Raw genomic sequence first — 24262 nt, 5'->3', positions numbered from 1 at the left:
AGACGGTCAATCCATCCTGACCTTTGTCTTTCGCCTATAAATACTTAATAATTTTTGCCAGGACATCCCTGCTTTTCAGCTGTCTGCCTTGCAAATGTCCATCCAGCATTTTTCTGAAGAGCAGCTTGGCTTCGAGCAGCGCGCGGCCTTCCAACGGAGCCCTTGCGGCCAATATTGACAAGGTTTCACCACCAATCAAACCTTCGTTATCCGCGACCATGCCGAAATCAGCTAAAAAATTGTAGCGCTGACCTATCTTGATGGGATTACCGTTAGCTTCCGAATCCATCGCAACGGCGTAGCCAGCTTCTTGCAATAAATCCAGTTCAAAATAACGCAGAGTCTGCTCGATACATTCACCAAGCAATAAACCACTCAAGCAGCGCTCGTAGCAGCTAAATATCTCGGGCTGGGGATCGTCTTTGTGCACGAATAGTTGCACCAGCTCGTTCACATAAAATCCGCAGTAAAGCGCCAAGCGCTCTAAAGGGTAGCTGTCGACGTATTCCACCTGGGACAGAATTTTTAGTTCGTTTTTATCGATAAACGACAGCCGCAAGGCACTGAAAGGCAATAATAATCCGGCTATTTTCGACTTTTCCTTACGCACACCCTTGGCAAGCATGGACATCACGCCAAAATCCCGCGTGAAAACCTCTAACAATACACTGGTTTCCCGGTATGGCCGATGCTGCAGAACAAAACCCGGCTGTAAATAAACGGCCAAGCCGCTCATTAATGGCCAAAATCGCTAAAACCTAAACTCTGTAAGGCGCGCTCGTTATCCGACCAACCCTTTTTCACTTTAACCCACAATTCCAGATAGACTTTTTGGGCGATCAATTTTTCAATATCGACTCGCGCTTCGCTACCGACTTTTTTAAGCATTTCGCCTTGTTTACCGATGACGATGCTTTTTTGGCTGTCCCGCTCTACCAAAATCGCCGCGTATATTTTGCAAAGCTCCGGAAACTCCTCGTAGCGTTCGATTTCCACGGTCAGTGCATAAGGTAATTCGTCACCCAAACGCCGGGTCAGTTTTTCGCGAATAATTTCAGCGGCAAAAAAGCGCTCCGGCCTGTCGGTGATTTGATCTTCCGGATAAATGAGCTCGGCCTCGGGCAGCAACGCCATAATGTGCTGTTCCAGCAGCTCAAGATTGGTATTTTTCAAGGCCGAAACCGGCACGATATGCTGAAACGGATATTTTTGCTGGGCCTCGGCGAAGAACTTCAGCACCGCATCCTTATCCTTGATTTTATCGACCTTGTTGATCGCCAAGATAACCGGCAGTCCGGCTTGCTCGAGTTTTTTGAAAATCTTCTCGTCGTAGTCGTGCCAATACAAGCCGTCCAACAACCAAATCACGACATCGACTCCCAGCAAGGTGCTGTCCGCAGTCTTATTCAGATAACGATTCAATACCTTTTTTTCGTCGCTGTGCATGCCCGGTGTGTCCATGAAGATGGCTTGACCAGCGGCTGTCGTCTTGATACCCAGAATTCGGTGCCGGGTAGTTTGCGGTTTTCTTGAGGTGATACTGAGTTTCTGACCCAGTAAATGATTCATCAGCGTCGATTTGCCGACATTGGGCCTACCGATTAAAGCAACATATCCGCAGTTCATTTATCCCTGGATTGTAAAAAATTTAACATATTTTCGGCAGCAGCCTGCTCGGCCTTTTTTCTGGAAATACCCACGCCGTTGCGCGTTTCCGGTGTTAATGCGATGGTGCATTTCACTTCAAAGGTTTGGGCATGATCCGCGCCGGACATGCTGACCAATTCGTAAATCGGCAAGGGTTTACGGCTGGCTTGCATCAACTCCTGCAAACGAGTTTTCGGGTCTTTGGTCCAATCGTCTACTTTCAGCGCGGCCAGCTTGTCATCGAATAATCGCAATATCCACTGCTGACAAACCTCAACGCCTTGGTCTTTCAGCAAGGCCCCCATGATGGCTTCCAACGCATCCGACAAAATCGAATCTCTACGGAAACCGCCGCTTTTCAGTTCGCCGGAACCGAGAATCAGATAATCACCGATATTGTGCTGCCTGGCCACTTCCGCCAGCGAATTCTGATTGACCAAACTGGCCCGCAGCCGACTTAAGGCGCCCTCTCCCGCCTCGGGGAACAGTTCGTATAGTTTTTGGGCGATCACGAAGCCCAGCACGGAATCGCCCAAATATTCGAGACGCTCGTTGTTTCTGGCCCCCATGCTGCGATGAGTCAAAGCCATCGTAAATAAGCTGGGATCGTTAAACCTTAAACCCAACTTGCCGGCAAGAATTTCAGGTTTCTTAATCACTTGTTGCCAGCTTCGAATCCCTCGTGGAACTCAACCAACACACTCAAATTCCCCATGATGGGTTCTACACGCTCATAGTCTATGTCAACCCGTACATAGCCGGGTTGCGCGACAATTTTGATATTGTCATTGGTGACGTGCTCTACATAATTCATATCAAAGCGTTTTTCCAAGCTACCCTTTATATCAGACTTAGTTTTAGTCACTATATCGGTAGTGTTTTCCACCGCTTTCAAGGCGTTTACCACCCGGCTATGATTGATGTAAATCGGCGCTATTTTTAGAATCAATAAGGTAAAAAAACCAATTAACGCCAAAATAAAGGCAATGGACAGAAAGGTTAAACCGCGTTGTTTTTTTAATGATGACGGCATAACACTACCCCCGAGAAAAATTAGAAATAAACCGACGACTGTTGAGAGTCCACCGCAATAAGCATTGTTTTTTCGGATTATCTTGCAGCAAACCGCTCAACGCAGCACTGTGCCTAGCCGGTCGAAAGCAATACCGTTATTTTGCCAGTCCCAATTCATCCAGATAAAAAAGGCTCTACCAACCAGATTAGCTTCCGGTACCGTACCCCAATAACGACTGTCATTACTGTTATCGCGGTTATCGCCCATGACGAAATACTGACCCTGCGGCACGACGAACACATCCTCTACGGACGAAGCCCCGTGACTTACCAGGATGGAATGCTCAACCCCCAACAAATCCTCTTCCAGCCGCTCGGCACCGCTCATATTGCTGCCCTGCCCGACGCCTTGATAACGCCCAAGCGACACTTGCTTGGCGGGTACGCCGTTGACGTAAAGCTTTTTGTCAAAGTAAGCGACGCGGTCGCCCGGCAAACCTATCACTCGTTTGATGTAATCGACTTCCGGCTGTTTCGGAAACCTGAACACCACGATATCGCCGCGCTTGGGCTCACCCATTTCTATAACCTTGGTGTTCAGCACCGGTAAGCGCACCCCATAACTGAATTTATTCACCAAAATAAAATCACCGACCAACAATGTCGGCATCATCGATCCCGAGGGAATCCGGAAAGGTTCGAACAGAAACGAGCGCAGCAACAATACGATCAACACTACCGGAAAAAACGAACGGGCATATTCGACCAGTAGCGGCTCGTTCTCAGTAGGATAAGGCAGATTGGCCCGCTTCAGATATAAGCTATAGCCACCCCAGACTACGCCGGTGACAAAACTGGCTACCACCAGAAAAAATGAAAAATCGTAATCCATAATTGATCGTTATTACTCTTTATTGACCTGCAACACCGCCAGGAAGGCTTCCTGTGGAATCTCGATACTACCCACCTGCTTCATGCGTTTCTTACCGGCTTTCTGTTTTTCCAGCAGCTTTTTCTTGCGGGTAATGTCTCCACCATAACATTTGGCTGTGACATTTTTGCGCATGGCTTTGACCGTAGAGCGGGCGATGACTTTTGCGCCAATGGCCGCCTGGATCGCCACTTCGTACATCTGCCGCGGAATCAGATCTTTCATCTTATCGACTAAATCTCGACCACGGTTCTGACTCAAATCCCGATGCACAATAATAGACAAGGCATCGACTTTGTCGCCGTTGATCAAAACGTCCAGCTTAACCAGCGGCGCAGGCTCGAAGCGCAAAAATTCGTAATCGAAAGACGCATAGCCGCGGCTGCAGGATTTCAAACGGTCAAAAAAGTCCAGTACCACTTCGCTCATCGGTAGTTCGTAGCTCAAGGAGACCTGGCTACCGGCGTATTGCATGTTTTTTTGGATACCGCGTTTTTCGATACACAGATTGATCACGTTACCCAAGTAGGCCTGCGGCACCAGAATATTGGCCTGAATAATCGGTTCGCGAATCTCGACAATGGTGCCGACGTCCGGCAGCTTAGCCGGATTGTCGACCATAACGACCTCGCCGCCATGGGTTTCCACTTCGTAAATAACAGTCGGCGCGGTGGTAATCAGATCGATGTTGTATTCGCGCTCCAGCCGTTCCTGGACGATCTCCATATGCAACATGCCTAGGAAGCCGCAACGAAAGCCAAAACCCAGCGCTTGCGAGGTTTCCGGCTCGTAATTGAGTGCCGAGTCGTTCAGGCGCAATTTATCCAACGCTTCGCGCATAGCGCCGAAATCGTCGGAACTGACCGGATACAAACCAGCAAACACCCGCGGCTGGACTTTTTCAAACCCCGGCAGTACTTCGCTGGCGGGATTGTCGGTAGCCGTAATGGTGTCTCCGACCGGCGCGCCGAAAATGTCCTTGATGCCGGCGACAATGAATCCCACCTCACCGGTGTTGAGTTGCTGCTTTTCCAATTGTTTGGGGGTATAAACGCCCAATTTATCAACCAGAAATGACTTTCCGGTCGACATGACGGTAATTTTTTGCTTTTTCCGCAAACTACCGTTGACGATGCGCACCAAGGACACCACGCCCAGATAGTTGTCGAACCAGGAATCGATGATTAAAGCCTGTAACGGCGCATTTTCATCACCCGCTGGCGGCGGAATCTTTTGAATCAGTTGATCCAGCACGGCTTCGACACCAATGCCGGTCTTCGCGCTGATCTTCAAAGCTTCATCGGCCGGAATGCCGATCACATTCTCGATTTCTTCCATCACCCGCTCGGGCTCAGCTGACGGCAAATCGATCTTGTTCAAGACCGGCACGACTTCCAAACCTTGTTCGATGGCGGTGTAGCAGTTAGCGACGCTTTGCGCTTCGACGCCTTGAGCCGCATCGACGACCAGCAAGGCGCCCTCGCAAGCCGCCAGCGAACGCGAAACTTCATAGGAAAAATCCACGTGGCCTGGCGTGTCGATAAAGTTCAGCTGATAGGTGACGCCGTCACTGGCCTTGTAATCCAGGGTGACGCTTTGCGCCTTGATGGTAATGCCGCGTTCCCGTTCCAGATCCATGGAATCGAGTACCTGCGCCTCCATTTCCCGGTCGCTTAAGCCGCCACAAATTTGAATGAATCGGTCTGCCAATGTCGATTTCCCGTGATCGATATGGGCAATGATGGAGAAATTTCTGATATTTTTTTGATCCACTTAGCTTCTAGTTAATTCGTTAGGTTTACAGAATAAATGCGGCGGCGGCCCTGCCCCCGCGAGGTACTGCTTTAGGCGGCCTTGGCCAGTATTTGTCTGAATTGCGCGACGGTTTCTGCAGTCAGCGGTTGCCGCTGGTTGTCCCAGACCACGCCGTCAAGTTCGTCGGCCAACGTATCGATGGTTTCCATGAAATCGTCGAATACCGCCAAGGGCGCATCGACCTCGCGCGGTTGCATAAAAAACACGATGCCAGGGCAATAAAAATCTTGTAGCCCGGTGTCCGGGAAAGTACCAGGGTCAACCATGCTGGCGACTGCGAAATCGACCATGCGATTGGCATCCACCCGCTCGAATACCCGCACACTGCCATAGCGCAAGCCCACACGTTCGAAAGCCTCGAACAGATCTTCGCCATTAAAGCCTTGATCCGCCCGAGCAACGATGCTGAACTCGATCAAAGCCGGCAATTCCAAACGCCGCGAATTAGCCAAGGTTGCGGCTTGTTTTTTCTCGACATCCTTGCGCAAAGCATCGGCAGAAGGTTTTGGGCTGGGCTTGATGGCTTGATCGTCTAACAGAGCATCTCCATCAACCAACTCGTTGCCTAACGCAAATACATCCATCTCATCGTCGTCTTCCTCGACCGAAAACTCGTCAACCACTCGGTCGTCGTAAGAGTCCTCGTCGTAATAATCGTCAGGGGTGCGTCTTTCTCGCAACGACTTGACGAAATGCCACAACACCATGCCGATCATCACCAGCACGCCGATCAAAATAATCACGACTCTTAATAATTCTTTATCCATTAGCTTTCTGCCATGCTCACTGCTTCATCAATATCAACCGCCACCATTCTGGATACTCCAGGCTCCTTCATGGTAACACCTGCCAGATGTTTTGCAATTTCCATTGTGACTTTGTTGTGCGAAATATACAAAAACTGTACGGTTGCCGACATGTCTTCCACCATCTGCGAAAAGCGCACGACATTAGCATCGTCGAGCGGCGCGTCCACTTCATCCAGCAAACAGAATGGCGCCGGATTCAGTTCAAAAATCGAGAACACCAGGGCCACCGCAGTCAGCGCCTTCTCTCCGCCGGACAACAAATGAATCGAGCTGTTGCGCTTGCCGGGCGGCCGGGCAATGATGTTGACGCCGGCTTCCAGCAAATCGTCTTCGGTGAGCTCCAGATAAGCCTGGCCACCGCCGAACAAACGCGGAAATTTTTCTTTCAAGCCACTATTGATCTTGTCGAAAGTCTCTTTAAAGCGTTGGCGGCTTTCCTTGTCGATCTTACTGATGGCCTGATCCAAAGTATTTAAGGCATCGACCAAATCGTCATGCTGCTCGTTTAAAAATTTCATCCGTTCGGATTGGGTTTTGAACTCTTCGATGGCAGTCAGATTGATGGATCCCAGCCGCTCGATTTGATCAGTCAGCTCGTCGACGGCATTTTTCCACTTCGTTTCGCTCGCGCCTTCGGTTAGATTAGTTAGAATAGCCTCCGGATCGGCATCAACCTCGGTCAATTGCTCCGCAATCGTTTGCTGTCGCACCCGGCTATCCTGTTGCTCGAAACGCACCTGATCCAAGGCTTCTTTTTGCTTTTCCAAGGAACGCTGAGTCTGTGAATATTGCTCGGCCAACTGACTGACCGTCTGCTCGCTAGCCTGCTGAGCCTGGCGCTCGGACTGCAGGTTGTCCTCGAATTCGGCTTTTCTCTCCAACAATTCTTCCAACTGCATTTTCTCGTCGTCCAGCGGCGCTAATGAAAAATGCAATTTGTTTTCCAGCTCGGCGATACGGTCAGCCGATTGCTGATGTTGCAATTGCAAACGCTCAATCTGTTTGGCGGTCAGCACTTCCGAAGACTTCAGCGATTCGATCTGCGCATGCAAGCGGTGCAAGTGCCGGCGCGCTTCATCGACCGAGGCATCGGTGTTTTGCTGTTGCGCTTGAATCTGTTGATTCAATTGCTCCAATTCGGTTTTCTTGTCGCCCAAATCGCCCAAGGCCTGCTCGGCGTCCTGCTTGATCATTTCCGCTTCGGAAATGCTTTCGGCATTTTCCGCCAGATGCAGGCTGATTTCTTCGATCTCGTGATCAAGCTGTTCCAGACGGCGCTTTTGCTGCTCGAAACGCGCCGACTGCGCGCTGTATTCGGCGCTCTTCGCGGAAAACTCGGCGCTGAGCAACTTTTCCTTTTGTTGATAGTGCTCGCGATTGCTTTCGGCGGCCTTCAACTCCTGTTCGGAGTTGGCCAATTGCTCTTCGTCTTCAGCAATCATCATTTGCAATTCGCTTTGCCGCTGCTTCAGTTCGCGTAATTCTTTTTCCCTATGCAATACCCCGGCCTTGCTGTCGCTGCCCCGGCTGATTTTGATCCAGTCCTTGCCCAACCAAGTCCCGTCGGCTAATACCACCGACTCATGCGCCTGCAAATTCATTTGCCGAGCTTGAGTCATTGTTTCCGCGCAATAGATTCCGCTTAACAGACTGGATAAATCCCAGCGACTGCGCAGCTTACTGGCCAAAGCCACTGGATCGGCACTCGCGCCAGCCAGATTTGCATGTGTCTCAAATACCACCAAGGACTGTTTGGTCAAATCCTGCAGCTCACCCAAAATTGAGTCCGCGCTATCCACACAGATCGCCTCTAGATAACTACCCAGTACGGTTTCCACGGCGGTTTCCCAGCCTTCTTCCGCATCGAGAAATTCGGCCAAGCGCGGTTGTTGCTCCAAGCCCACCTGCTCCAGCCAGACTCCCAACTCCTTTTTGTCCTTACCCATCGCATGCTGCTGCAACAATTCCAAGGAACTGATCTTACCGTTGACCTTCTGCAACTCGGCGCGATTGGCGTGCAGGCTGTCGTGAAGTTGTTTGATGGCCGGCCTTAGTTCGGCGATGCGTAGCAGCACGACTTCCAGTTGCTGCTGCAACTGTTCGCGTTCGGCTTCAATCAATTCGATACTGCTATCCAGGGTTTCTAATTCCAGTTGCAACTGTGTATCGGCCAAACCACCGCGCTCACCCTGTAATTTATCCAGTCGGGTCTGCAACTGCCGATTCTGGTTTTCCAGCTGCACCAGCTTGGTCCGCTGTACTTCGGCTTGTTCGCGGTAGCCGGCGTTTTCCGCCAAAAAAGCTTCCCACTGCTGCTGCCATTGCTGCTTTTGCAGATGCGCGTCTTGCTGAATGCCCAGCAAGTCTTCCTCACGCTCGCGGGCAACGATCATGGTTTCTTCAGCTTCCAGCAAGGTCTGACGGATTTCCTCCAATTGCTGCCGGTCCTGCTCGCATTCGGATTGCGCCTGCTCAGCTTGCAGTTTCAAGCGATTGATTTCGACCAGGGTTTCCTCGTGGCTTTTTTGGTTGTGCTTGATGGCCTGCTCCAGCCGACTGACTTCGGCGACCACCGCATAATATTCGGCTTGGGTACTATCCAAATGCTGCTGCTGGGCTTTTTGTTCACCGCGTTTAAGTTCCATGGCTTTTTCGGTATCGCGCAGCAACACGAACAAACGATTGTGCTCGGCGGCGATACTTTGCAGTTTTTCCTCCAGCTTCTGTGCGGAACGCTGAAAATTTTGCCAGCGCATCGCCAGCAACTCTTGTTTGTACTGGCGTTCCTGCTTTTTCAGTTCCGTGTATTTCTCGGCTTTCTCGGCCTGCTTGGCCAAATTCTTGATTTGCTTTTCGACTTCGTCGCGCAAATCGTTCAAGCGCTCGAGATTCTCGCGGGTATGGCGCATGCGGGTTTCAGTTTCCGAACGCCGTTCCTTATACTTCGATACACCGGCCGCCTCCTCGATATGCACCCGCAAATCTTCGGGCTTGGCTTCGACCATTCGGGAAATCGTGCCCTGTTCGATGATCGCATAGCTGCGCGAACCAAGACCGGTGCCCAAGAACAGATCGGTAATATCTTTACGCCGACATTTGGAGCCGTTGAGCATGAACAGCGATTGGCCGTCGCGGCTGACTTGGCGCTTGATGGAAATGGTGGCGTACTGCGAATACTCACCGCCGGCCTTGCCCTCGCTGTTGTCGAATACCAGTTCGACTGACGCCATACTGACCGGCTTGCGGCCCGACGAGCCATTGAAAATCACATCGGCCATATTACCGCCGCGCAAATGCTTAGCCGAGCTCTCGCCCATCACCCAACGTACCGCGTCGATGATATTGGATTTGCCGCAACCGTTCGGACCGACGATCGCAGTCAAATTGCCGTTGATCGGTATCGTGGTGGGATCGACAAAGGATTTGAAACCCGAAAGTTTGATTTTTTCCAGCTTCATGCCTGATTTATGACGCTCAAGACCGTTTACAAAGCCCGCTATTATCGTCGAAATGCCGTTTCGATTCGAATGGAATTTAAATCGGCTTAACACAGGGCCTCAAACCAAAAGCAGGATTTCGTCTCGAAAATCAATACTTAATCAGATTGCGGGTATCGCTTGACCAAGCCGACCTAAAAGTCAGACTGCCAAATCCAGCAACCGAAAACCGCCCGATATTGCAGTCGACGCCAGCTTTGCGCATACATTGGCATTGCCCACAAACATCCGCTCTTTACGCCTTTTTTACACGGCTAAAAATAAAATCCGCAGATAGCCAAAAGTTGCCGAAAACCAAGCAATTTTGCGGCATTTAATTAATCTCGTTAGCCGGAGAACGCATGCTGCGGATCATTTATCTGTTTGGATTGGTATCACTGATTTTTCCGGAACTCGTATCTGCCGAATCGGCGCCAGCAGCGCCACAGACCTTTCACCTTGACCTTACCCAACATTGGGTTGGCTACTTTTCGCTGGTCGTGATGATCGTTGCCTATATTTCGGCAATGCTCGAAGATGCAACCCATCTTCGCAAATCCAAACCGATGCTGCTGGCGGCGGCATTGATCTGGTTCGTCATCGTCCTGGCATATCAACAGCACGGCCACAGCTTACCGGCAACCACAGCATTTAAAGGTAACTTGCAGGCGTATATAGAATTGTTGCTGTTCATCATGGTTTCGATGACCTACTTGAATGCGATGGAGGACATGGGCATTTTTAATGCGCTGAAGATCTGGCTGGTCAGTAAAGACCTCAGCTATCGCCGACTATTTTGGATAACAGGATTTTTAGTTTTTCTCATTTCCTGTATCGTCAACGGCTTGACCGCTGGCTTGTTGATGGGCGCTGTCGTGGTAGCCGTTGGCAAAAACAGCCCGCGTTTTGTCTCGCTGGGCTGCTTGAACATCGTGATTGCCACGAATGCCGGCGGCACATTTAGCCCACTGGGCGGCATATCGACACTGTTTGTTTGGCAGCATGGCATCCTGGGGTTTACCGAGTTTTTTAAATTGTTCGTACCTTGCCTGGTCAATTTTCTAGTCCCGGCGGCAGCCATGCATTTTGCCTTGCCCAAAGACAAACCCATCGTCGACGCCGAGCAAATTTCGTTACCGCGCGGCGCCAAGCGCATCCTGTTCTTGTTCGGCGCCACCATCAGCTTGGCAGTTGGTTTTGACATGGCCTTGGGATTACCGGCGGCGGCCGGCATGATGGCAGGCCTATCCTTGTTGCAATTCTTTTATTTCTATCTCCAAAAATCCGATAAACCGAGCAGTCCGCAACAGTCGGAGTTTTCCCTATTTTTCGGCGGCGGCGACGTGAACTTGATGACTAACGAAGCCAAGCGCCTGGATATTTTCGATAAAGTGGGCCGACTGGAATGGGATACCTTACTGTTTTTCTACGGCGCGATGATGGGAATTGGCGGCTTGGGCTTTATCGGTTATCTTGATGCCATTTCTCAGGTGTTATACGGACAATTCAGCCCGACTCTGGCGAATGTGATGATCGGTTTATCGTCGGCATTCGTCGACAACGGTACGCTTATGTTTGCCGTGCTAACCATGCACCCGGATATTCCGCAAGGCCAATGGTTGTTGCTGACCTTGACCCTCGGTGTCGGCGGCAGCCTGCTGGCCATCGGCTCGGCCCCGGGCATCGGTTTGATGGGGCAAGCCAAGGGGCAATACACCTTTGCTAGCCACATGAAATGGTGCCCGGTCATCCTGTTGGCTTACTTCGCCAGTATCGGTACGCATATGCTGTTCAATGCCGGGTCTTTCTGACCGGTCGAATGGCTAACAACCGCACCCCACGCGCTAATATCGACGCCCCAATGACACTATCCGAAGCTTGGCTATCCCCGCAAAAGCGCGAGCGCTTCCTCGGCCATGCCTGGGGCGTCGCCGCCCCCTTCATTTGCACGTTGATCGATTGGCCTTTGCGCGATCTGTTGGGACCGGCCAGCATCCTGATGACTTATTTACTGGGCGTATTTCTGGTCGCCAGCCGCTACGGCCGTAGCGCATCCATCGTCGCATCGCTACTCAGCGCACCAACTTTTGCCTTTTATTTTGCCCGCCCCATATTCTCCTTTGCGATTAGCGACTTGGAAAATATCGTCGGCTTGGCGGTGATGATCATCGTCGCGAATGTCACCGGCAGTCTGCTTGAAAAATCGCGCATGCAAGCCGAGTTAGCCAAACAGCGTGAATCGCATACCAATGCGCTCTATCGATTGAGTCGCGACCTGGCGGCGGCACAGGATCATAACGCCGTAGCACGTATCGCGGCCGAACATATCGACAATGAATTTGGTACCGATTCGGTTCTGCTGATTGCCAATACCGAAAACGGCCTGCAAATTCAAACGAATCAAGCATTGCCCATTTCATTGCAAAGCCTCGACCATACCCTGGCACAGCAAGCCTTCGAGACAGGTGAAGCCAGACTTCAGCCCCTATTAAGCTATTACCCACTGCAAGGATCTAGCGCTGCGCAAGGAGTTCTAGCCGTCCTACAAACCGAAGCATTGGCTAGACAAACGCCGGAAGTAAACACCTTCTGCCATTTAATCGCGCAAACCTTGGAACGATTTCAACTCGCCGCGCAGGCCCGAGAGGCCAATCTGCAAGCCGAAACCGAAGCCTTGCGCAACGCCCTGTTAAGCTCCATATCCCATGACTTGCGCACGCCTTTGACCCGCATCATCGGCGCGGTCGGCACCGCTATCGAGAATGATGCCGGATTATCAGCCCCGGAACGCCAGGACCTGAATCAATCGGTATTGGAAGAAGCGCAACGCATGTCGGAGTTGACCGGCAAAATTCTGGACATGGCTCGCTTAAGTAGCGGTCAAATCATTTTGCACAGAAGCTGGAACACCATTGAGGAAATCGTCGGCAGTGCTCTGAACCGTTTGGATAGACAATTACAGGACAGACCGGTCCGCACCCTGCTGCCTGATAGCTTGCCGCTAGTTTGGATAGATGCGGTGCTGATAGAACAGGTGTTGGTCAATCTAATCGAAAACGCGGTTAAGTACACGTCGCCAGGCAGCCCGATTGACATTGAGGCCGTATCGCTGCGCGATCAATTCCGCTTAACCGTAGCGGATTACGGTCCGGGCATCGCCAAGAACCAACAAATTCGGATTTTCGAAAAGTTTTATCGTGGCACCACCGAAACCGGACAAAACGGGGTCGGACTGGGACTCGCATTGTGCAAGGCGATTATCGAGGCACATGGTGGGATGATTTATGTGAAAAACCGCATCGGTAAGGGCGCGGAGTTTCTTATCGAACTGCCGCTGCACGAACCGCCACCACTGGCCGAATCGGAAGCGCTTGGAGGCCTGGCATGACTACCGCGCCTTTAATTTTATTAATAGAAGACGACGCGCAAACCCGACGTTTTCTAAAAACCAGCCTCAGCCTTCGCGGCTGGTCCATGATCGAAACCGACTGCGGCAAATCCGGCCTGGCGATGCTGAGCAATGCCAATCCCGACTTGGTAATCTTGGATCTGGGCTTACCTGACATGGACGGGATCGCTGTGACCCGACGCTTGCGGCAATTGTCTGACCTGCCCATTCTGATATTGTCGGCGCGCAGCCAGGAACAAAACAAGATCTTGGCGCTGGATGCCGGGGCCGACGATTACTTGACCAAACCCTTTGGCAGCGGCGAATTGCATGCTCGGCTACAAGCTTTAATGCGCAGGGTTGCACGCAGCCTGAGCAATCAAGAGACTTTTGAAACCGGTCAGTTAAAAGTCGATCTGACGCGGCGCAAAGTATTTGTTGCCGATCACGAAGTGCGCATCACCCCTATCGAATTTAGGCTACTCGGCATTCTAATCCGTCATGCCGGGGTGGTCGTGACCCATCGCCAACTGCTTCAAGAGGTTTGGGGTGCGGAACACATACACGATCAACATTATCTGCGCATTTACATGGGGCAATTGCGCCACAAACTGGAAGTCAATCCGGCGCGGCCCCGTTATTTGCTGACCGAAGTGGGGGTGGGGTATCGCATGGCGGTTAACGATGACGATTAGAGTTTGACCCAGCCTGTAACAGCGGTTCTCTCTAAACTGTTGACTGCACCCGGTGCTGGCCTGTCGAGGTGGGAGTCCAAGATTCTAGGAATCTAAAAACTAATCGAGAAGCCTGTTACGGTGAATTCCTTTCGAAATGGCCGTGTCAGGTATTTGGTTCTGGAAAACCGCGTGGTTTTAACGGATTAGGAAGAAGCGAGCCAATCCATCAAGACTGGCTCTAGTCGTCTATGCCCAGGCCTAAAAAGGCCCGCAGCTAATTCAACAATGCGCCTAAGTTGTTAGGCCGCCGATTGGCGACAGCGGATTGCGCTTGACCGGGATTGTTTTGGATATCCGAGATCAACCTTCCAAGCACCTGTTGCGCCTGCTCAGGGCTATTGATTCTGGCCTGACTGTCACTATTTTGTCCGCTGGCAGCCTGCGCCAATTTCAAAGACTCCTGTGACAAACTAACCGTGTCACTTGGGCTGGGCTCGGGTCTCTCAGCCTGATTTTGCGAATTGGCCGCCTTTCTGCGTTCGGCTAACGCTTCAATCCCGCCGGCTTTTTGATCTTTGGATACACCTTGGCTAGCCAAGGAATTTGGGTTTGGGTATGTAGTGTTGATTTCCATCGTCGACTCCCCTGCAAGTTGGACTTACATCTTAACGGTTTTTACGATTCGCCTTAACGACTAGTTTACATCATTCGCCGTAAGTTGTTGACAATTCCACCCGTTAATTGTTTCGGCCGATTCAGGAGAACCAAAACCGAAACCACACACAACCGCCAACGCAAAAATAACAAGATAACTCATTGAGTTTAAATGCTTAATACGTTATCGCATCTTAGCTGGTAAAATATTGCCGGACTTAACCGGCGGACATCCCATTCGCCACTCCGGAATCCCTAACAACCCAAATCAAGTAATGACTACAAAACCCAGCGCAGACCTCACCACTTTCGAAAACCCCAGGCCGGCGCGCGACTTTACGATTCGCATCGACATCCCGGAATTTACCTGTTTGTGCCCGATGACCGGCCAGCCCGACTTTGCCAAATTGGTTCTGGAGTATGTACCCAATAAATTATGCGTGGAACTCAAGTCTTTGAAGCTGTATATGTGGACTTTCCGCGAGCGTGGCGCCTTTCATGAGGCTGTTACCAACGAAATTTTGGATCATATCGTCGCGGCAATTTCGCCCAATTTTATGCGCCTGCGCGCCGAATTCAATGTGCGTGGCGGCATTTACACCACGGTAATCGCCGAACATCGCGACCCAAGCTGGCAAGCGCCTGAACTGGTCAATCTGCCGTAAAGCAACGTGAGTGGCAGAACCTTCTACAACAGCGACATTGCCGTCGCCCTGCAATATGATGGCAAAAATGCGCCGAAAGTAACCGCCAAAGGCGAAGGTTTTACCGCTCAGCAAATTCTGGCCATCGCCGAAAAACACGGTGTTCCACTGCAAAACGAGCCAGAGCTGGCGCGAATTTTGGCGCAAGTCCCGCTCGGTGAGGAAATCCCCCAACAACTTTATATTGCCGTCGCCGAAGTCATCGCCTTTGCGTATTTCATCAGCGGCAAAACCCCTGATTCCGAATCATGAATTTAAAAGAAACGTTTACCGTGTTGCCGCAATACGCATTGCCGCATCACGCACTCTCCGGGGTGATGTCCAAACTGACTCACTGCCAAAACAAAGCCTGGAAAAACCTGTTTATCAAATCCATCGTGCAGTTGTACGGGGTAAATATGCAGGAAGCCAAGTTTCAAGAACTGGATCACTACGCCAGCTTTAATGATTTCTTTACCCGAGAATTAATAGACGGCGCCAGACAGATTGACTCCGCCGCCGACGCCATAGCCTGTCCGGCGGACGGTGCGGTCAGCCAAGCCGGATCGATCAGCAACGGCCGAATTTTTCAAGCCAAGGGCCACGACTACAGCGCCTTGGAATTACTGGGCGGTGACGCCGAACGGGCGCAGGCCTTTGAAGATGGCTCTTTCGCCACTATTTACTTATCACCCAAGGATTACCACCGCCTGCATATGCCGCTGACCGGCACTTTGAAAGAAATGGTACATATTCCCGGCCGCCTGTTTAGCGTGAATAACACTACCGTTGGCGCCGTGCCGAATCTGTTCGCGCGCAACGAGCGCGTAGCCTGTATTTTTGACACGGCCGCCGGTCCGATGGCTTTGATTCTGGTCGGCGCAATTTTCGTGTCCAGCGTCGAAACCGTCTGGCACGGCGTCGTCACGCCACCGAGCATCAGTGCTCCCAGGACTTGGCGCTATGAAAAAGACGCGCCGATTATTGAAAAAGGCATGGAAATGGGCAGATTCAATATGGGCTCGACGATTATCGTCCTGTTCGGTAAAGAAAAAATAGCTTGGAACGATGACTTCTCCAGCGGCAGAGCGGTACAACTGGGCGAGGCGATTGGCCGAACGCTAGCATAAACCGGACAAATTGACAGCGTAATGTGATAAGCACTGCTAGTGTGGCATAATGCGCGCCTGTCCGCCCGGCCGGACCATTAAAACGACGATAACAATAAGAGGATTACCATGAGTTTCTTGATTTCCGATGCGCTGGCCCAAACAGCGCCCTCCGCCGTACAACCCGGCTTTGAAGGCATGCTGTTCCCATTGGGTATTCTGATATTTTTCTATTTCCTGTTCATCCGCCCACAATCCAAGCGCAACAAGGAACAAAAACAAATGCTGGCTGCGTTGGGTAAAGGCGCCGAAGTGGTCACCACCGGCGGTATTTTGGGTAAAGTGGCCGAGCTGGACGACAACTTCGTCAAACTGGAAGTCTCTGACAACAGCTTTATTCAGGTCCAACGTCACGCCATCGCCAACATGATGCCTAAAGGTACCTACAAAACCTTGAACAGCAAAAAAACCAAAGAATAAGTTTGCTTTAACCCTGCGATATACCCCGCTTTTATTCGCAACAGCCTGGCTGTCACTGCTTTTAATGGAATAACCATGCAAAATCATTTCCCTGTCTGGAAAAACATCCTAGTAATTTTCGTGCTGTTAGTCGGTACGATTTACGCGCTGCCTAATCTTTATGGCAACGACCCGGCAGTGCAATTGGCTTCGTCTAGCCCGACGCCATTGCAGCAGTCTCAGGCTGACGCAGTCGCCGCCAGCATCAAAAACGCAGGTTTCACGTTGAAAAGCTTTGAATTTGCCGACGGCAAAATCCTGGCGCGGTTCAATAATACCGACGAGCAAATGAAAGCGGCAGACCTGTTGCGCGAACAAATGGCCGGTAAAGCGACAGTTGCCTTGAATTTAGCGCCCGCTACCCCTGCTTGGCTACGCGCTTTCGGTGCAAACCCTATGCATCTGGGCTTAGACTTGCGCGGCGGGGTGCACTTCCTGTTGGAAGTTGACATGGACTCCGCGCTGAAACAAGCCGAAGAACGCTACACCAACGACATTCGCTCGGCCTTCCGCGATGCAAAAGTTCGCTATCAATCCGTTTCGAAGGAAGCGGGCGGCATCAAAGTCGTGCTGCCTAACGAAGAATCCAGAGTTGCCGCCACAGAAGTACTCAATAAAGACTTCCGCGGTCTGGATTTAGTGGAAAGCGGTCCGAATGAATTTACGTTAAACATCCCCGAACGCAACCTGCGCGAAATCAAGAAATCGGCGCTGGGCCAAAACATTACCACGCTGCGCAACCGGGTCAACGAACTGGGTGTCGCCGAGCCTATCATTCAGCAACAAGGCGACAGCCGCATTGTCGTACAACTGCCCGGCGTGCAAGACACCACCCGCGCAAAAGAATTGTTAGGCACCACCGCCACACTGGAATACCGTTTGGTTGACGTGGAGCATGATGTGCAATCGGCCCTGGGCGGTCACGAACCTATCGGCAGCCGCTTATATAAAGACAAAAACGGCGCGCCGGTACTGTTGAAACGCGCGGTTATCGTTACGGGCGACCAAATCACCGATGCGTCATCGGGCTTGGATCAAGACGGCTCACCTGCGGTATTCATTACATTGGATGGCGTCGGTGCTAAGAAAATGGGCAAGATGACCCAGGAAAATATCGGCAAACCGATGGCTGTGGTGTTCATCGAATACAAATCCGAAACCCGGGTCGTTAACGGCGAGAAAGTCCAACATAAGGAAAAAGTCGAAAAAGTCATCAGCGTCGCCACCATTCGTGACAGTTTCAGCAAACGCTTCCAAACCACCGGCCTGGACAGCCCTGAAGAAGCCCGCACCTTGGCCTTATTACTCAGAGCGGGCGCTTTGGCTGCTCCGGTTGAAATCGTCGAAGAACGCACCGTCGGCCCCAGTTTGGGCCAGGAAAATATCGATCAAGGCATGATGTCGATTACCGCCGGCTTCCTGCTGGTCGTGTTTTTCATGGTCGCTTATTACCGCGCGTTCGGCTTGATCGCCAACTTTGCTTTGTTGTTCAACGTCGTACTGCTGATCTCCATCATGTCCGTGTTGCAAGCCACCCTGACCCTGCCAGGCATGGCCGGTATCGTCTTGACTGTGGGCATGGCGGTGGACGCCAACGTATTGATCAACGAACGGATCCGCGAGGAACTGCGTAATGGCTTGAGCCGGCAGGCCAGCATATACGTCGGTTACGAAAAAGCCTTTGCCACCATTCTCGACTCCAACGTTACCCACTTCATCGTCGCCGTATTGTTGTTCGGCTTTGGCACCGGCCCGGTTAAGGGTTTCGCGCTGGTCTTGATGATTGGGATTGCCACTTCGGTATTTACCGCGGTCACCGGCACCCGGATGTTGGTTAACTGGTTTTACGGCAACGATCACCGCAGCGATAAAATTTCCATTTAGCCAAAATTTGGTCTCGGCTCAGCACAAACCGGGCCGCTTCAACGGCTTCGGAAACACACTATTCGGCAGGGCGTTTTTCAACGTCCTGCCTGACACGCTATAATGCGCAATTAATTTTTCAATCAACATCCTCACTGGAGTTACACAATGGCAATCGAACGTACTTTCTCAATCATCAAGCCTGATGCAGTCGCTAAAAATGTGATTGGGGAAATTGTCAGCCGCTTCGAAAAAAACGGCCTGCGCATCGTCGCATCCAAAATGCTGCAACTGACCCAAGATCAAGCCGAAGGTTTTTACGCCGAGCATAAAGAACGTGGCTTTTTCAAAGATTTGGTCAGCTTCATGACTTCAGGCCCTGTCGTTGTCCAAGTGTTGGAAGGCGAAAATGCGGTATTGAAAAACCGCGAACTGATGGGTGCCACCAACCCGAAAGAAGCTGCGCCAGGCACGATCCGCGCCGACTTCGCGGTCAGCATCGACGAAAACGCCGTGCACGGCTCCGATGCGCCGGAATCTGCCGCGAGAGAAATCGCTTACTTCTTCTCTGCTAATGAACTCTGCGACCGTATCCGCTAAACCAGCATTGATTAATCTGCTGGATTTCGACAGAAAAGGCTTGCAAGCCTTTTTTGTCGAGCTCGGCGAAAAACCGTTTCGCGCCACCCAGGTGTTGAAATGGATTTATCAGGAAGGCATCTCGGATTTCGACGAGATGACCAACCTGAGCAAATCGCTACGCAGTCATTTAAAAGAACACTGCCAGATCAAAGTCCCGGAAATCGTCGCCGAACAATTGGCGTCCGACGGCACTTGCAAGTGGGCGGTGCAGATGCACTGCGGCAATCGGGTGGAGACCGTTTACATCCCGGAAGAACGCCGCGCCACCTTGTGCATCTCCTCGCAAGTGGGCTGCGCGTTGGCCTGCACCTTTTGCTCGACCGCCAAACAAGGCTTCAACCGCAACCTGTCCACCGCCGAAATCATCGGCCAGCTGTATCTGGCACAACAAAGACTAGGACCGGAACGCCGCATCACCAACGTGGTGATGATGGGCATGGGCGAACCCTTGCTGAACTTCGATAATGTCGTGGCGGCAATGAATTTAATGATGGACGACTTCGGTTATGGCTTGTCCAAACGCCGCGTCACGATCAGCACCTCCGGCATAGTGCCAGCCATGAAACGCCTGAACGAAGTTTGCGATGTCAGCGTGGCGGTCTCGCTGCACGCCCCCAACGACGCCTTGCGCGACCAAATCGTACCGATCAACGTCAAATATCCGCTGAAGGAATTGATGGAAGCCTGCCGCGAATACGCCAAGACCGGCCCGCGCAAGCATATTACGTTTGAATACGTGATGCTGGACGGCATCAACGACAGCCCTGAAGACGCGCGCACCTTAGTCAAGCTATTGAAAACCGTGCCGTCCAAGCTAAATCTGATTCCGTTCAATCCGTTTCCGCAATCGCCTTACCGTTGCTCCAGTAACGCCGCCATCCTGAAATTTCGGGATATTCTGCATAATGCCGGCATCGTCACCACCGTTCGCAAGACCCGCGGCGAGGACATTGATGCAGCCTGCGGGCAATTGGTCGGTCAAGTACAAGATAAAAGCCGCAGACATTTAAAACTGCAAGCACAAGGACTCTCGCATGGCCAATAGGCAAGCCGCTCGCGGATTAGTGCTGATGAGCCTATTGCTAGGCGCTTGCGGCCTGCTGCCGGACACCCGCGAGACGATGAGCAATGCCGAAAAAGCCAAGCTCAATCTACAAATGGGCGCGCGTTATCTGGACATGGGCATGCTCGACGTCGCCAAGGAAAAACTGGAAAACGCCGTACGGCTGGATTCCAGCAACCCGGAAACCCATAACGCCCTGGCCGTCTTCTATGAGCGCATCAAACAAACCGAAGCAGCCAGCGACAGCTATCAAACCGCCTTGAATAAAGATTCGGATAATTTCAGCATCAAGAATAACTATGGCCGCTTCTTGTGCGAGCAAGGCAAATTCGATAAAGGCATAGCCTTGCTGCAAGATTCGATGGCATCGCCAATGAACAACCGGCCCTGGTTTGCATTAACCAATCTGGGCGTTTGTTACGTTAAGCAGAACGACATGCAGCGCGCCGAAGAGTATTTTCGCCAAGCCTTGCAATCTCAGCCCGATTACTCGCCGGCCTTGCAGGAGATGCAACGCATCAGTTACCAGAATGGTCAGTTCATGTCGGCCAGGGCGTTTCTGGAGCGCTACCTGGGCGTCGCTAAACATACCCCGGAAACGCTGTGGATCGCGTTTCAAACCGAACGGGCGCTGGGTAACAGCAAAATATCCGAAGAATACCGCGAGCAATTGATTAGCTCTTTTCCTGCTTCCAAAGAAGCACAACAAGTCAAAACCGCGATCAGCAAATAATCCGGCAACAAACAAGATCATGGCAAAACAACAACAGGCTATCCAAGCCATCCGCGGCATGCACGACATCCTTCCTGAACAATCGCCTCTATGGCAATGGCTGGAAAGCCAGGCCAAACAGGTATTGAGCGCCTACGGCTATCAGGAAATCAGATTGCCTATCGTCGAAAAGACCGAACTGTTCAAGCGTTCGATCGGTGAAGTCACTGACATCGTCGAAAAAGAAATGTATACCTTCGACGACCGCAACGGCGATTCGTTAACCCTCCGCCCCGAAGGCACCGCCGGCTGTTTGCGCGCCTGCCTGGAACACGGTTTATTGCACAATCAAAGCCACCGTTTGTGGTATTACGGCCCCATGTTCCGCCACGAACGCCCACAGAAAGGCCGTTACCGGCAGTTCTACCAACTGGGTGTGGAAACCTACGGCATGCCCGGCCCGGACATCGACGCGGAAATCATCGCGCTGACCGACCGGCTCTGGAAGCAACTGGGCATCCGCGATAAAGTCGAGCTGCAAATCAATTCCCTGGGTACCAGCGAAGAACGTCTGGCTTATCGCGGCAAACTGGTCGAATATTTCCAACAACATCTGGCAGTTTTAGACGAAGACAGCTTGCGCCGCCTGGAAACCAATCCGCTACGCATCCTGGATAGTAAAAATCCGGATATGCAGGCTATGTTGCAACAGGCCCCGGTACTACTTGAGCATCTTGGAGAAGAAAGTCTGGCACATTTCAATAGCCTGAAAGCCACGCTGGACGATCTGGGTATTACCTACCAACTGAATACTCGCTTGGTGCGCGGCCTGGATTATTACGGCAAAACCGTATTCGAATGGGTCACCGAGCACTTAGGCTCGCAAGGCACCATCTGCGCTGGCGGCCGCTATGACGGATTGATCGAACAACTGGGCGGCAAGGCGAATCACGCCATCGGCTTTGCGATGGGCATGGAGCGCATCCTGGCGCTACTCGAGTTGCTGGATAATGTACCGGTCGCCAATACCACGGATGTCTACATGATTCGCGTCGGCACTAACGCAGAAGCCGTCGGCATGCGCTTAGCCGAACGTATCCGCGATGCGATTCCGGGCCTGAAATTGCAAGTCAATTGCGGCGGCGGCAGCTTCAAGAGCCAGTTTAAAAAAGCCGATAAGTCCGGTGCCGAGTACGCCATCATCATCGGCGACGACGAAGCCCACCGCGGCGAAGTGGCCTTGAAACCCTTGCGCATCGACGCTGAGCAAAGCACACACAATCACGACCAACTCCTGCAAACCCTGCAAGACTGGCACGGCCAATAATCCCTTATAACCTGATAATAGAAGAGAACTAGCGTGGCAATTTACGATACCGAAGAAGAACAGCTGGAACAGTTGAAAAAATGGTGGGAAGCCAATCAGACTTCATTGATCGCCGGTGTTGTCACCGCAATAGTATTGGTGAGCGGCTGGAATCTCTGGCAAAACCACCAACTGGAAAAACGCGCCCAAGCCTCGCAGATGTACCAACAATTGTTGGATAGCGCGGCCAAGGACAACAGCGAATCCACCGAAAAACTGGCGGAACGCTTGCCTATCGAATTTCCGGGCACCGCTTACGCCCACTATGCCGGCCTGCAATTGGCCAAAAGCAAAGTGCAAAAAGGCGATCTGGAAGGCGCTAAAGCGATTCTGGAAAAATCCATCAAAGAAGCCGACAGCGATGAATTAAGACATGTTGCCCGTCTACGCCTGATTCAACTGATGCTGGCTACCGGCCAATACGAACAAGGTTTGCAACTGATCGCCGCGGTCGATCCGGCTAAATCCGAAGGCTTTTCCGCCAGTTACGACGAATTGCAGGGCGACCTGTACGTCGCACTGGACCGCTTGGACGAAGCCCGTAGCGCGTACCAAAGCGCGATCAGAACCGGTCAAGCCACCCCGCTGACGCAGTTCAAGCTGGACGACGTCGCAACGCCTGGCAACGCTGCCACGGCGACTGCCAATTAAGCCCACGCCAACGGATACACGCTTTAGCATGTTAATCAGGAACATCAGATACCGCTCACTTCTCCCGCTGCTTGCCTGCCTGCCGATGCTAGCCGGCTGCGCGGGCTTGGATGCCGGACGCGACTTTATCTCGGGCTTAACGGAATATATCACCGGCGACGACGACAATGCCGATCCACCGGCCGCCTTGCAGGAATATACCCCGGAAGTACAGCTTGAGGTGCTGTGGAAGGAATCAATCGGTAATGGCGCGGATGAAAAATATCTGAAACTGATACCGGCAGTCGCCGAAGGCACTGTATACGTCGGCGACAACAAAGGCCATTTGCAGGCGCGTGGCGCCGGCAACGGTAGTCTGAGCTGGGAAAACAACACCGATTACAGCTTCTCAGCCGGTCCCGGATTGGGTGTCCACACTGTGGTGATGGGTACCAGTACCGGCGAAGTCATAGGTTTTGACAAAGCCAACGGCGAACAGCGCTGGAAAATCGATGTACCCAGCGAAGTATTGGCGGCTCCGGTGGTAAGTCACGGTATTGTCATCGTCCGTACCACCGACGGCAAAATCATCGGCCTCAAAGAAGATAATGGCGCGCAACTCTGGACCTTCGAACACAGCGTACCGGCCCTGAGCATCCGCGGCACCGGTGCGCCCATCATTGTCGACGACAACGTGATCGCCGGCTCGGCCAATGGCAAGCTGGAAGCCCTGCAATTGAAAGACGGCAAATCCATCTGGGAAGCCACTATCGCGATACCCAGCGGTCGGTCCGAAGTCGAACGCTTGGTCGATCTCGATGTCGATCCGGTCGCGGCACGCGGCGCCATTTATATTGCCGGCTTCACCGGCGGCGCATCTTCGGTATCCGAAGTGGACGGCGATGTGCTGTGGCGCAACGAAGCGGTGTCTTCCTACACCGGCCTGAGTCTGGATTACCGTTACCTTTATGTCAGCGATACCCAAAGCCATGTCTGGCAACTCGATCAACGTAGCGGCGCCTCGCTGTGGAAACAAAAAGACTTACACAACCGCCAATTGACGGCGGCGGTGGTTTATCAAAATTATGTCGTAGTCGGCGATTTCGAAGGTTATGTACATTGGCTGTCCAATAGCGACGGCCGCCAATTGGGCCGGATTCAGGTCAGTAAAGCGGCAATAGAAGCCAAGCCGGTAGTCGTGGACGATACGGTTTTCATTTACGCCAAAGACGGCACCCTGGCCGCTTTGAGAGCAAAATAAATT

General features: G+C 52.0%; 23 protein-coding genes. 14 read left to right on the top strand and 9 right to left on the bottom strand.

Going from position 1 to position 24262, the window contains the following annotated elements; genetic code table 11:
* Positions 1-34: 34 nt before the first annotated feature.
* The 8 genes from recO to smc all read right to left on the bottom strand — a co-directional run bounded on the left by recO (position 35) and on the right by smc (position 9674).
* Complete coding sequence (gene recO / locus ACWAU0_RS13295) at positions 35-736, bottom strand: DNA repair protein RecO (RefSeq protein ID WP_101054922.1); 702 nt, start codon at positions 734-736, stop codon at positions 35-37.
* Positions 736-1626, bottom strand: a complete 891-nt coding sequence (gene era / locus ACWAU0_RS13290) for a GTPase Era (RefSeq protein ID WP_101054920.1) — start codon at positions 1624-1626, stop codon at positions 736-738. Before era ends, recO begins: the two co-directional genes overlap by 1 nt.
* Positions 1623-2306, bottom strand: a complete 684-nt coding sequence (rnc, locus tag ACWAU0_RS13285; protein ID WP_033155534.1) for a ribonuclease III — start codon at positions 2304-2306, stop codon at positions 1623-1625. Before rnc ends, era begins: the two co-directional genes overlap by 4 nt.
* The gene (locus ACWAU0_RS13280; RefSeq protein ID WP_033155535.1) at positions 2303-2680 is read right to left on the bottom strand and encodes a DUF4845 domain-containing protein; all 378 of its coding nucleotides are present in this window, start codon (positions 2678-2680) and stop codon (positions 2303-2305) included. The genes rnc and ACWAU0_RS13280 overlap by 4 nt, the downstream gene beginning before the upstream one ends.
* A gap of 96 nt (positions 2681-2776) precedes the next feature.
* Positions 2777-3553: a signal peptidase I gene (lepB, locus tag ACWAU0_RS13275; RefSeq protein ID WP_033155536.1), complete on the bottom strand. Its 777-nt coding sequence runs from the start codon at positions 3551-3553 to the stop codon at positions 2777-2779.
* A 12-nt stretch (positions 3554-3565) separates the two neighbouring features.
* Positions 3566-5365, bottom strand: a complete 1800-nt coding sequence (gene lepA, locus ACWAU0_RS13270; protein WP_101054918.1) for a translation elongation factor 4 — start codon at positions 5363-5365, stop codon at positions 3566-3568.
* Between the two features lie 71 nt (positions 5366-5436).
* The gene (locus tag ACWAU0_RS13265; protein ID WP_033155538.1) at positions 5437-6174 is read right to left on the bottom strand and encodes a cell division protein ZipA C-terminal FtsZ-binding domain-containing protein; all 738 of its coding nucleotides are present in this window, start codon (positions 6172-6174) and stop codon (positions 5437-5439) included.
* Complete coding sequence (gene smc / locus ACWAU0_RS13260; protein WP_458136946.1) at positions 6174-9674, bottom strand: chromosome segregation protein SMC; 3501 nt, start codon at positions 9672-9674, stop codon at positions 6174-6176. The genes ACWAU0_RS13265 and smc overlap by 1 nt, the downstream gene beginning before the upstream one ends.
* Positions 9675-10054: 380 nt before the next feature.
* On the opposite strand from smc, the gene nhaD reads away from it, so the two are divergent.
* Genes nhaD through ACWAU0_RS13245 form a run of 3 tightly spaced genes read left to right on the top strand, consistent with a single transcriptional unit; the run spans position 10055 to position 13775 of the window.
* The gene (gene nhaD, locus ACWAU0_RS13255; RefSeq protein WP_458136945.1) at positions 10055-11503 is read left to right on the top strand and encodes a sodium:proton antiporter NhaD; all 1449 of its coding nucleotides are present in this window, start codon (positions 10055-10057) and stop codon (positions 11501-11503) included.
* Positions 11504-11553: 50 nt separating this feature from the next.
* Positions 11554-13080, top strand: a complete 1527-nt coding sequence (locus tag ACWAU0_RS13250; protein ID WP_494523226.1) for a DUF4118 domain-containing protein — start codon at positions 11554-11556, stop codon at positions 13078-13080.
* Positions 13077-13775 (top strand): response regulator, encoded by a 699-nt coding sequence (locus tag ACWAU0_RS13245; RefSeq protein WP_458136943.1) that lies wholly within the window; start codon positions 13077-13079, stop codon positions 13773-13775. Before ACWAU0_RS13250 ends, ACWAU0_RS13245 begins: the two co-directional genes overlap by 4 nt.
* Positions 13776-14031: 256 nt before the next feature.
* Here the strand turns inward: ACWAU0_RS13245 and ACWAU0_RS13240 are convergent, their stop codons facing one another.
* On the bottom strand, positions 14032-14391 hold the full coding sequence (locus ACWAU0_RS13240) for a hypothetical protein (protein ID WP_445368378.1): 360 nt from the start codon (positions 14389-14391) through the stop codon (positions 14032-14034).
* Between the two features lie 295 nt (positions 14392-14686).
* Between ACWAU0_RS13240 and queF the strand changes: the two genes are divergently transcribed.
* The 11 genes from queF to bamB all read left to right on the top strand — a co-directional run bounded on the left by queF (position 14687) and on the right by bamB (position 24259).
* Complete coding sequence (queF, locus tag ACWAU0_RS13235; protein WP_171696088.1) at positions 14687-15076, top strand: preQ(1) synthase; 390 nt, start codon at positions 14687-14689, stop codon at positions 15074-15076.
* 6 nt (positions 15077-15082) lie between these two features.
* A complete protein-coding gene (locus ACWAU0_RS13230; RefSeq protein WP_026603899.1) occupies positions 15083-15367 on the top strand; it encodes an EscU/YscU/HrcU family type III secretion system export apparatus switch protein in 285 nt (94 codons plus the stop codon).
* Entirely contained in the window at positions 15364-16224 is an 861-nt protein-coding gene (gene asd, locus ACWAU0_RS13225; RefSeq protein ID WP_458136942.1) for an archaetidylserine decarboxylase, read from the top strand. Before ACWAU0_RS13230 ends, asd begins: the two co-directional genes overlap by 4 nt.
* 108 nt (positions 16225-16332) lie before the next feature.
* Positions 16333-16683 carry a preprotein translocase subunit YajC gene (gene yajC / locus ACWAU0_RS13220; RefSeq protein WP_084153212.1) on the top strand — a complete coding sequence of 117 codons (351 nt, stop codon included), beginning with the start codon at positions 16333-16335 and terminating at the stop codon, positions 16681-16683.
* Positions 16684-16758: 75 nt separating this feature from the next.
* Positions 16759-18606: a protein translocase subunit SecD gene (gene secD / locus ACWAU0_RS13215; protein WP_415880263.1), complete on the top strand. Its 1848-nt coding sequence runs from the start codon at positions 16759-16761 to the stop codon at positions 18604-18606.
* A 147-nt stretch (positions 18607-18753) separates the two neighbouring features.
* On the top strand, positions 18754-19185 hold the full coding sequence (ndk, locus tag ACWAU0_RS13210; RefSeq protein ID WP_458136941.1) for a nucleoside-diphosphate kinase: 432 nt from the start codon (positions 18754-18756) through the stop codon (positions 19183-19185).
* Complete coding sequence (rlmN, locus tag ACWAU0_RS13205; protein ID WP_415880261.1) at positions 19160-20272, top strand: dual-specificity RNA methyltransferase RlmN; 1113 nt, start codon at positions 19160-19162, stop codon at positions 20270-20272. Before ndk ends, rlmN begins: the two co-directional genes overlap by 26 nt.
* Positions 20262-21023, top strand: a complete 762-nt coding sequence (gene pilW / locus ACWAU0_RS13200) for a type IV pilus biogenesis/stability protein PilW (protein ID WP_415880260.1) — start codon at positions 20262-20264, stop codon at positions 21021-21023. The genes rlmN and pilW overlap by 11 nt, the downstream gene beginning before the upstream one ends.
* Before the next feature lie 19 nt (positions 21024-21042).
* Positions 21043-22329 carry a histidine--tRNA ligase gene (gene hisS, locus ACWAU0_RS13195; RefSeq protein WP_458136940.1) on the top strand — a complete coding sequence of 429 codons (1287 nt, stop codon included), beginning with the start codon at positions 21043-21045 and terminating at the stop codon, positions 22327-22329.
* A gap of 33 nt (positions 22330-22362) precedes the next feature.
* Positions 22363-23019, top strand: a complete 657-nt coding sequence (locus ACWAU0_RS13190) for a YfgM family protein (RefSeq protein WP_205450987.1) — start codon at positions 22363-22365, stop codon at positions 23017-23019.
* Between the two features lie 28 nt (positions 23020-23047).
* Positions 23048-24259 (top strand): outer membrane protein assembly factor BamB, encoded by a 1212-nt coding sequence (gene bamB, locus ACWAU0_RS13185; protein ID WP_205450988.1) that lies wholly within the window; start codon positions 23048-23050, stop codon positions 24257-24259.
* Positions 24260-24262 lie beyond the last annotated feature (3 nt).

This window comes from Methylomonas sp. Uni0009 (assembly GCF_054188105.3).
This window is presented reverse-complemented; position numbering and strand designations above follow the sequence as displayed.

Bases quoted from the DNA above. Each gene is read 5' to 3' on its own strand.
- recO (WP_101054922.1), bottom strand. From the start codon at position 736: ATGAGCGGCTTGGCCGTTTATTTACAGCCGGGTTTTGTTCTGCAGCAT.
- era (WP_101054920.1), bottom strand. From the start codon at position 1,626: ATGAACTGCGGATATGTTGCTTTAATCGGTAGGCCCAATGTCGGCAAA.
- ACWAU0_RS13280 (WP_033155535.1), bottom strand. From the start codon at position 2,680: ATGCCGTCATCATTAAAAAAACAACGCGGTTTAACCTTTCTGTCCATT.
- lepB (WP_033155536.1), bottom strand. From the start codon at position 3,553: ATGGATTACGATTTTTCATTTTTTCTGGTGGTAGCCAGTTTTGTCACC.
- ACWAU0_RS13265 (WP_033155538.1), bottom strand. From the start codon at position 6,174: ATGGATAAAGAATTATTAAGAGTCGTGATTATTTTGATCGGCGTGCTG.
- smc (WP_458136946.1), bottom strand. From the start codon at position 9,674: ATGAAGCTGGAAAAAATCAAACTTTCGGGTTTCAAATCCTTTGTCGAT.
- nhaD (WP_458136945.1), top strand. From the start codon at position 10,055: ATGCTGCGGATCATTTATCTGTTTGGATTGGTATCACTGATTTTTCCG.
- ACWAU0_RS13250 (WP_494523226.1), top strand. From the start codon at position 11,554: ATGACACTATCCGAAGCTTGGCTATCCCCGCAAAAGCGCGAGCGCTTC.
- ACWAU0_RS13245 (WP_458136943.1), top strand. From the start codon at position 13,077: ATGACTACCGCGCCTTTAATTTTATTAATAGAAGACGACGCGCAAACC.
- ACWAU0_RS13240 (WP_445368378.1), bottom strand. From the start codon at position 14,391: ATGGAAATCAACACTACATACCCAAACCCAAATTCCTTGGCTAGCCAA.
- queF (WP_171696088.1), top strand. From the start codon at position 14,687: ATGACTACAAAACCCAGCGCAGACCTCACCACTTTCGAAAACCCCAGG.
- asd (WP_458136942.1), top strand. From the start codon at position 15,364: ATGAATTTAAAAGAAACGTTTACCGTGTTGCCGCAATACGCATTGCCG.
- yajC (WP_084153212.1), top strand. From the start codon at position 16,333: ATGAGTTTCTTGATTTCCGATGCGCTGGCCCAAACAGCGCCCTCCGCC.
- secD (WP_415880263.1), top strand. From the start codon at position 16,759: ATGCAAAATCATTTCCCTGTCTGGAAAAACATCCTAGTAATTTTCGTG.
- ndk (WP_458136941.1), top strand. From the start codon at position 18,754: ATGGCAATCGAACGTACTTTCTCAATCATCAAGCCTGATGCAGTCGCT.
- rlmN (WP_415880261.1), top strand. From the start codon at position 19,160: ATGAACTCTGCGACCGTATCCGCTAAACCAGCATTGATTAATCTGCTG.
- pilW (WP_415880260.1), top strand. From the start codon at position 20,262: ATGGCCAATAGGCAAGCCGCTCGCGGATTAGTGCTGATGAGCCTATTG.
- hisS (WP_458136940.1), top strand. From the start codon at position 21,043: ATGGCAAAACAACAACAGGCTATCCAAGCCATCCGCGGCATGCACGAC.
- bamB (WP_205450988.1), top strand. From the start codon at position 23,048: ATGTTAATCAGGAACATCAGATACCGCTCACTTCTCCCGCTGCTTGCC.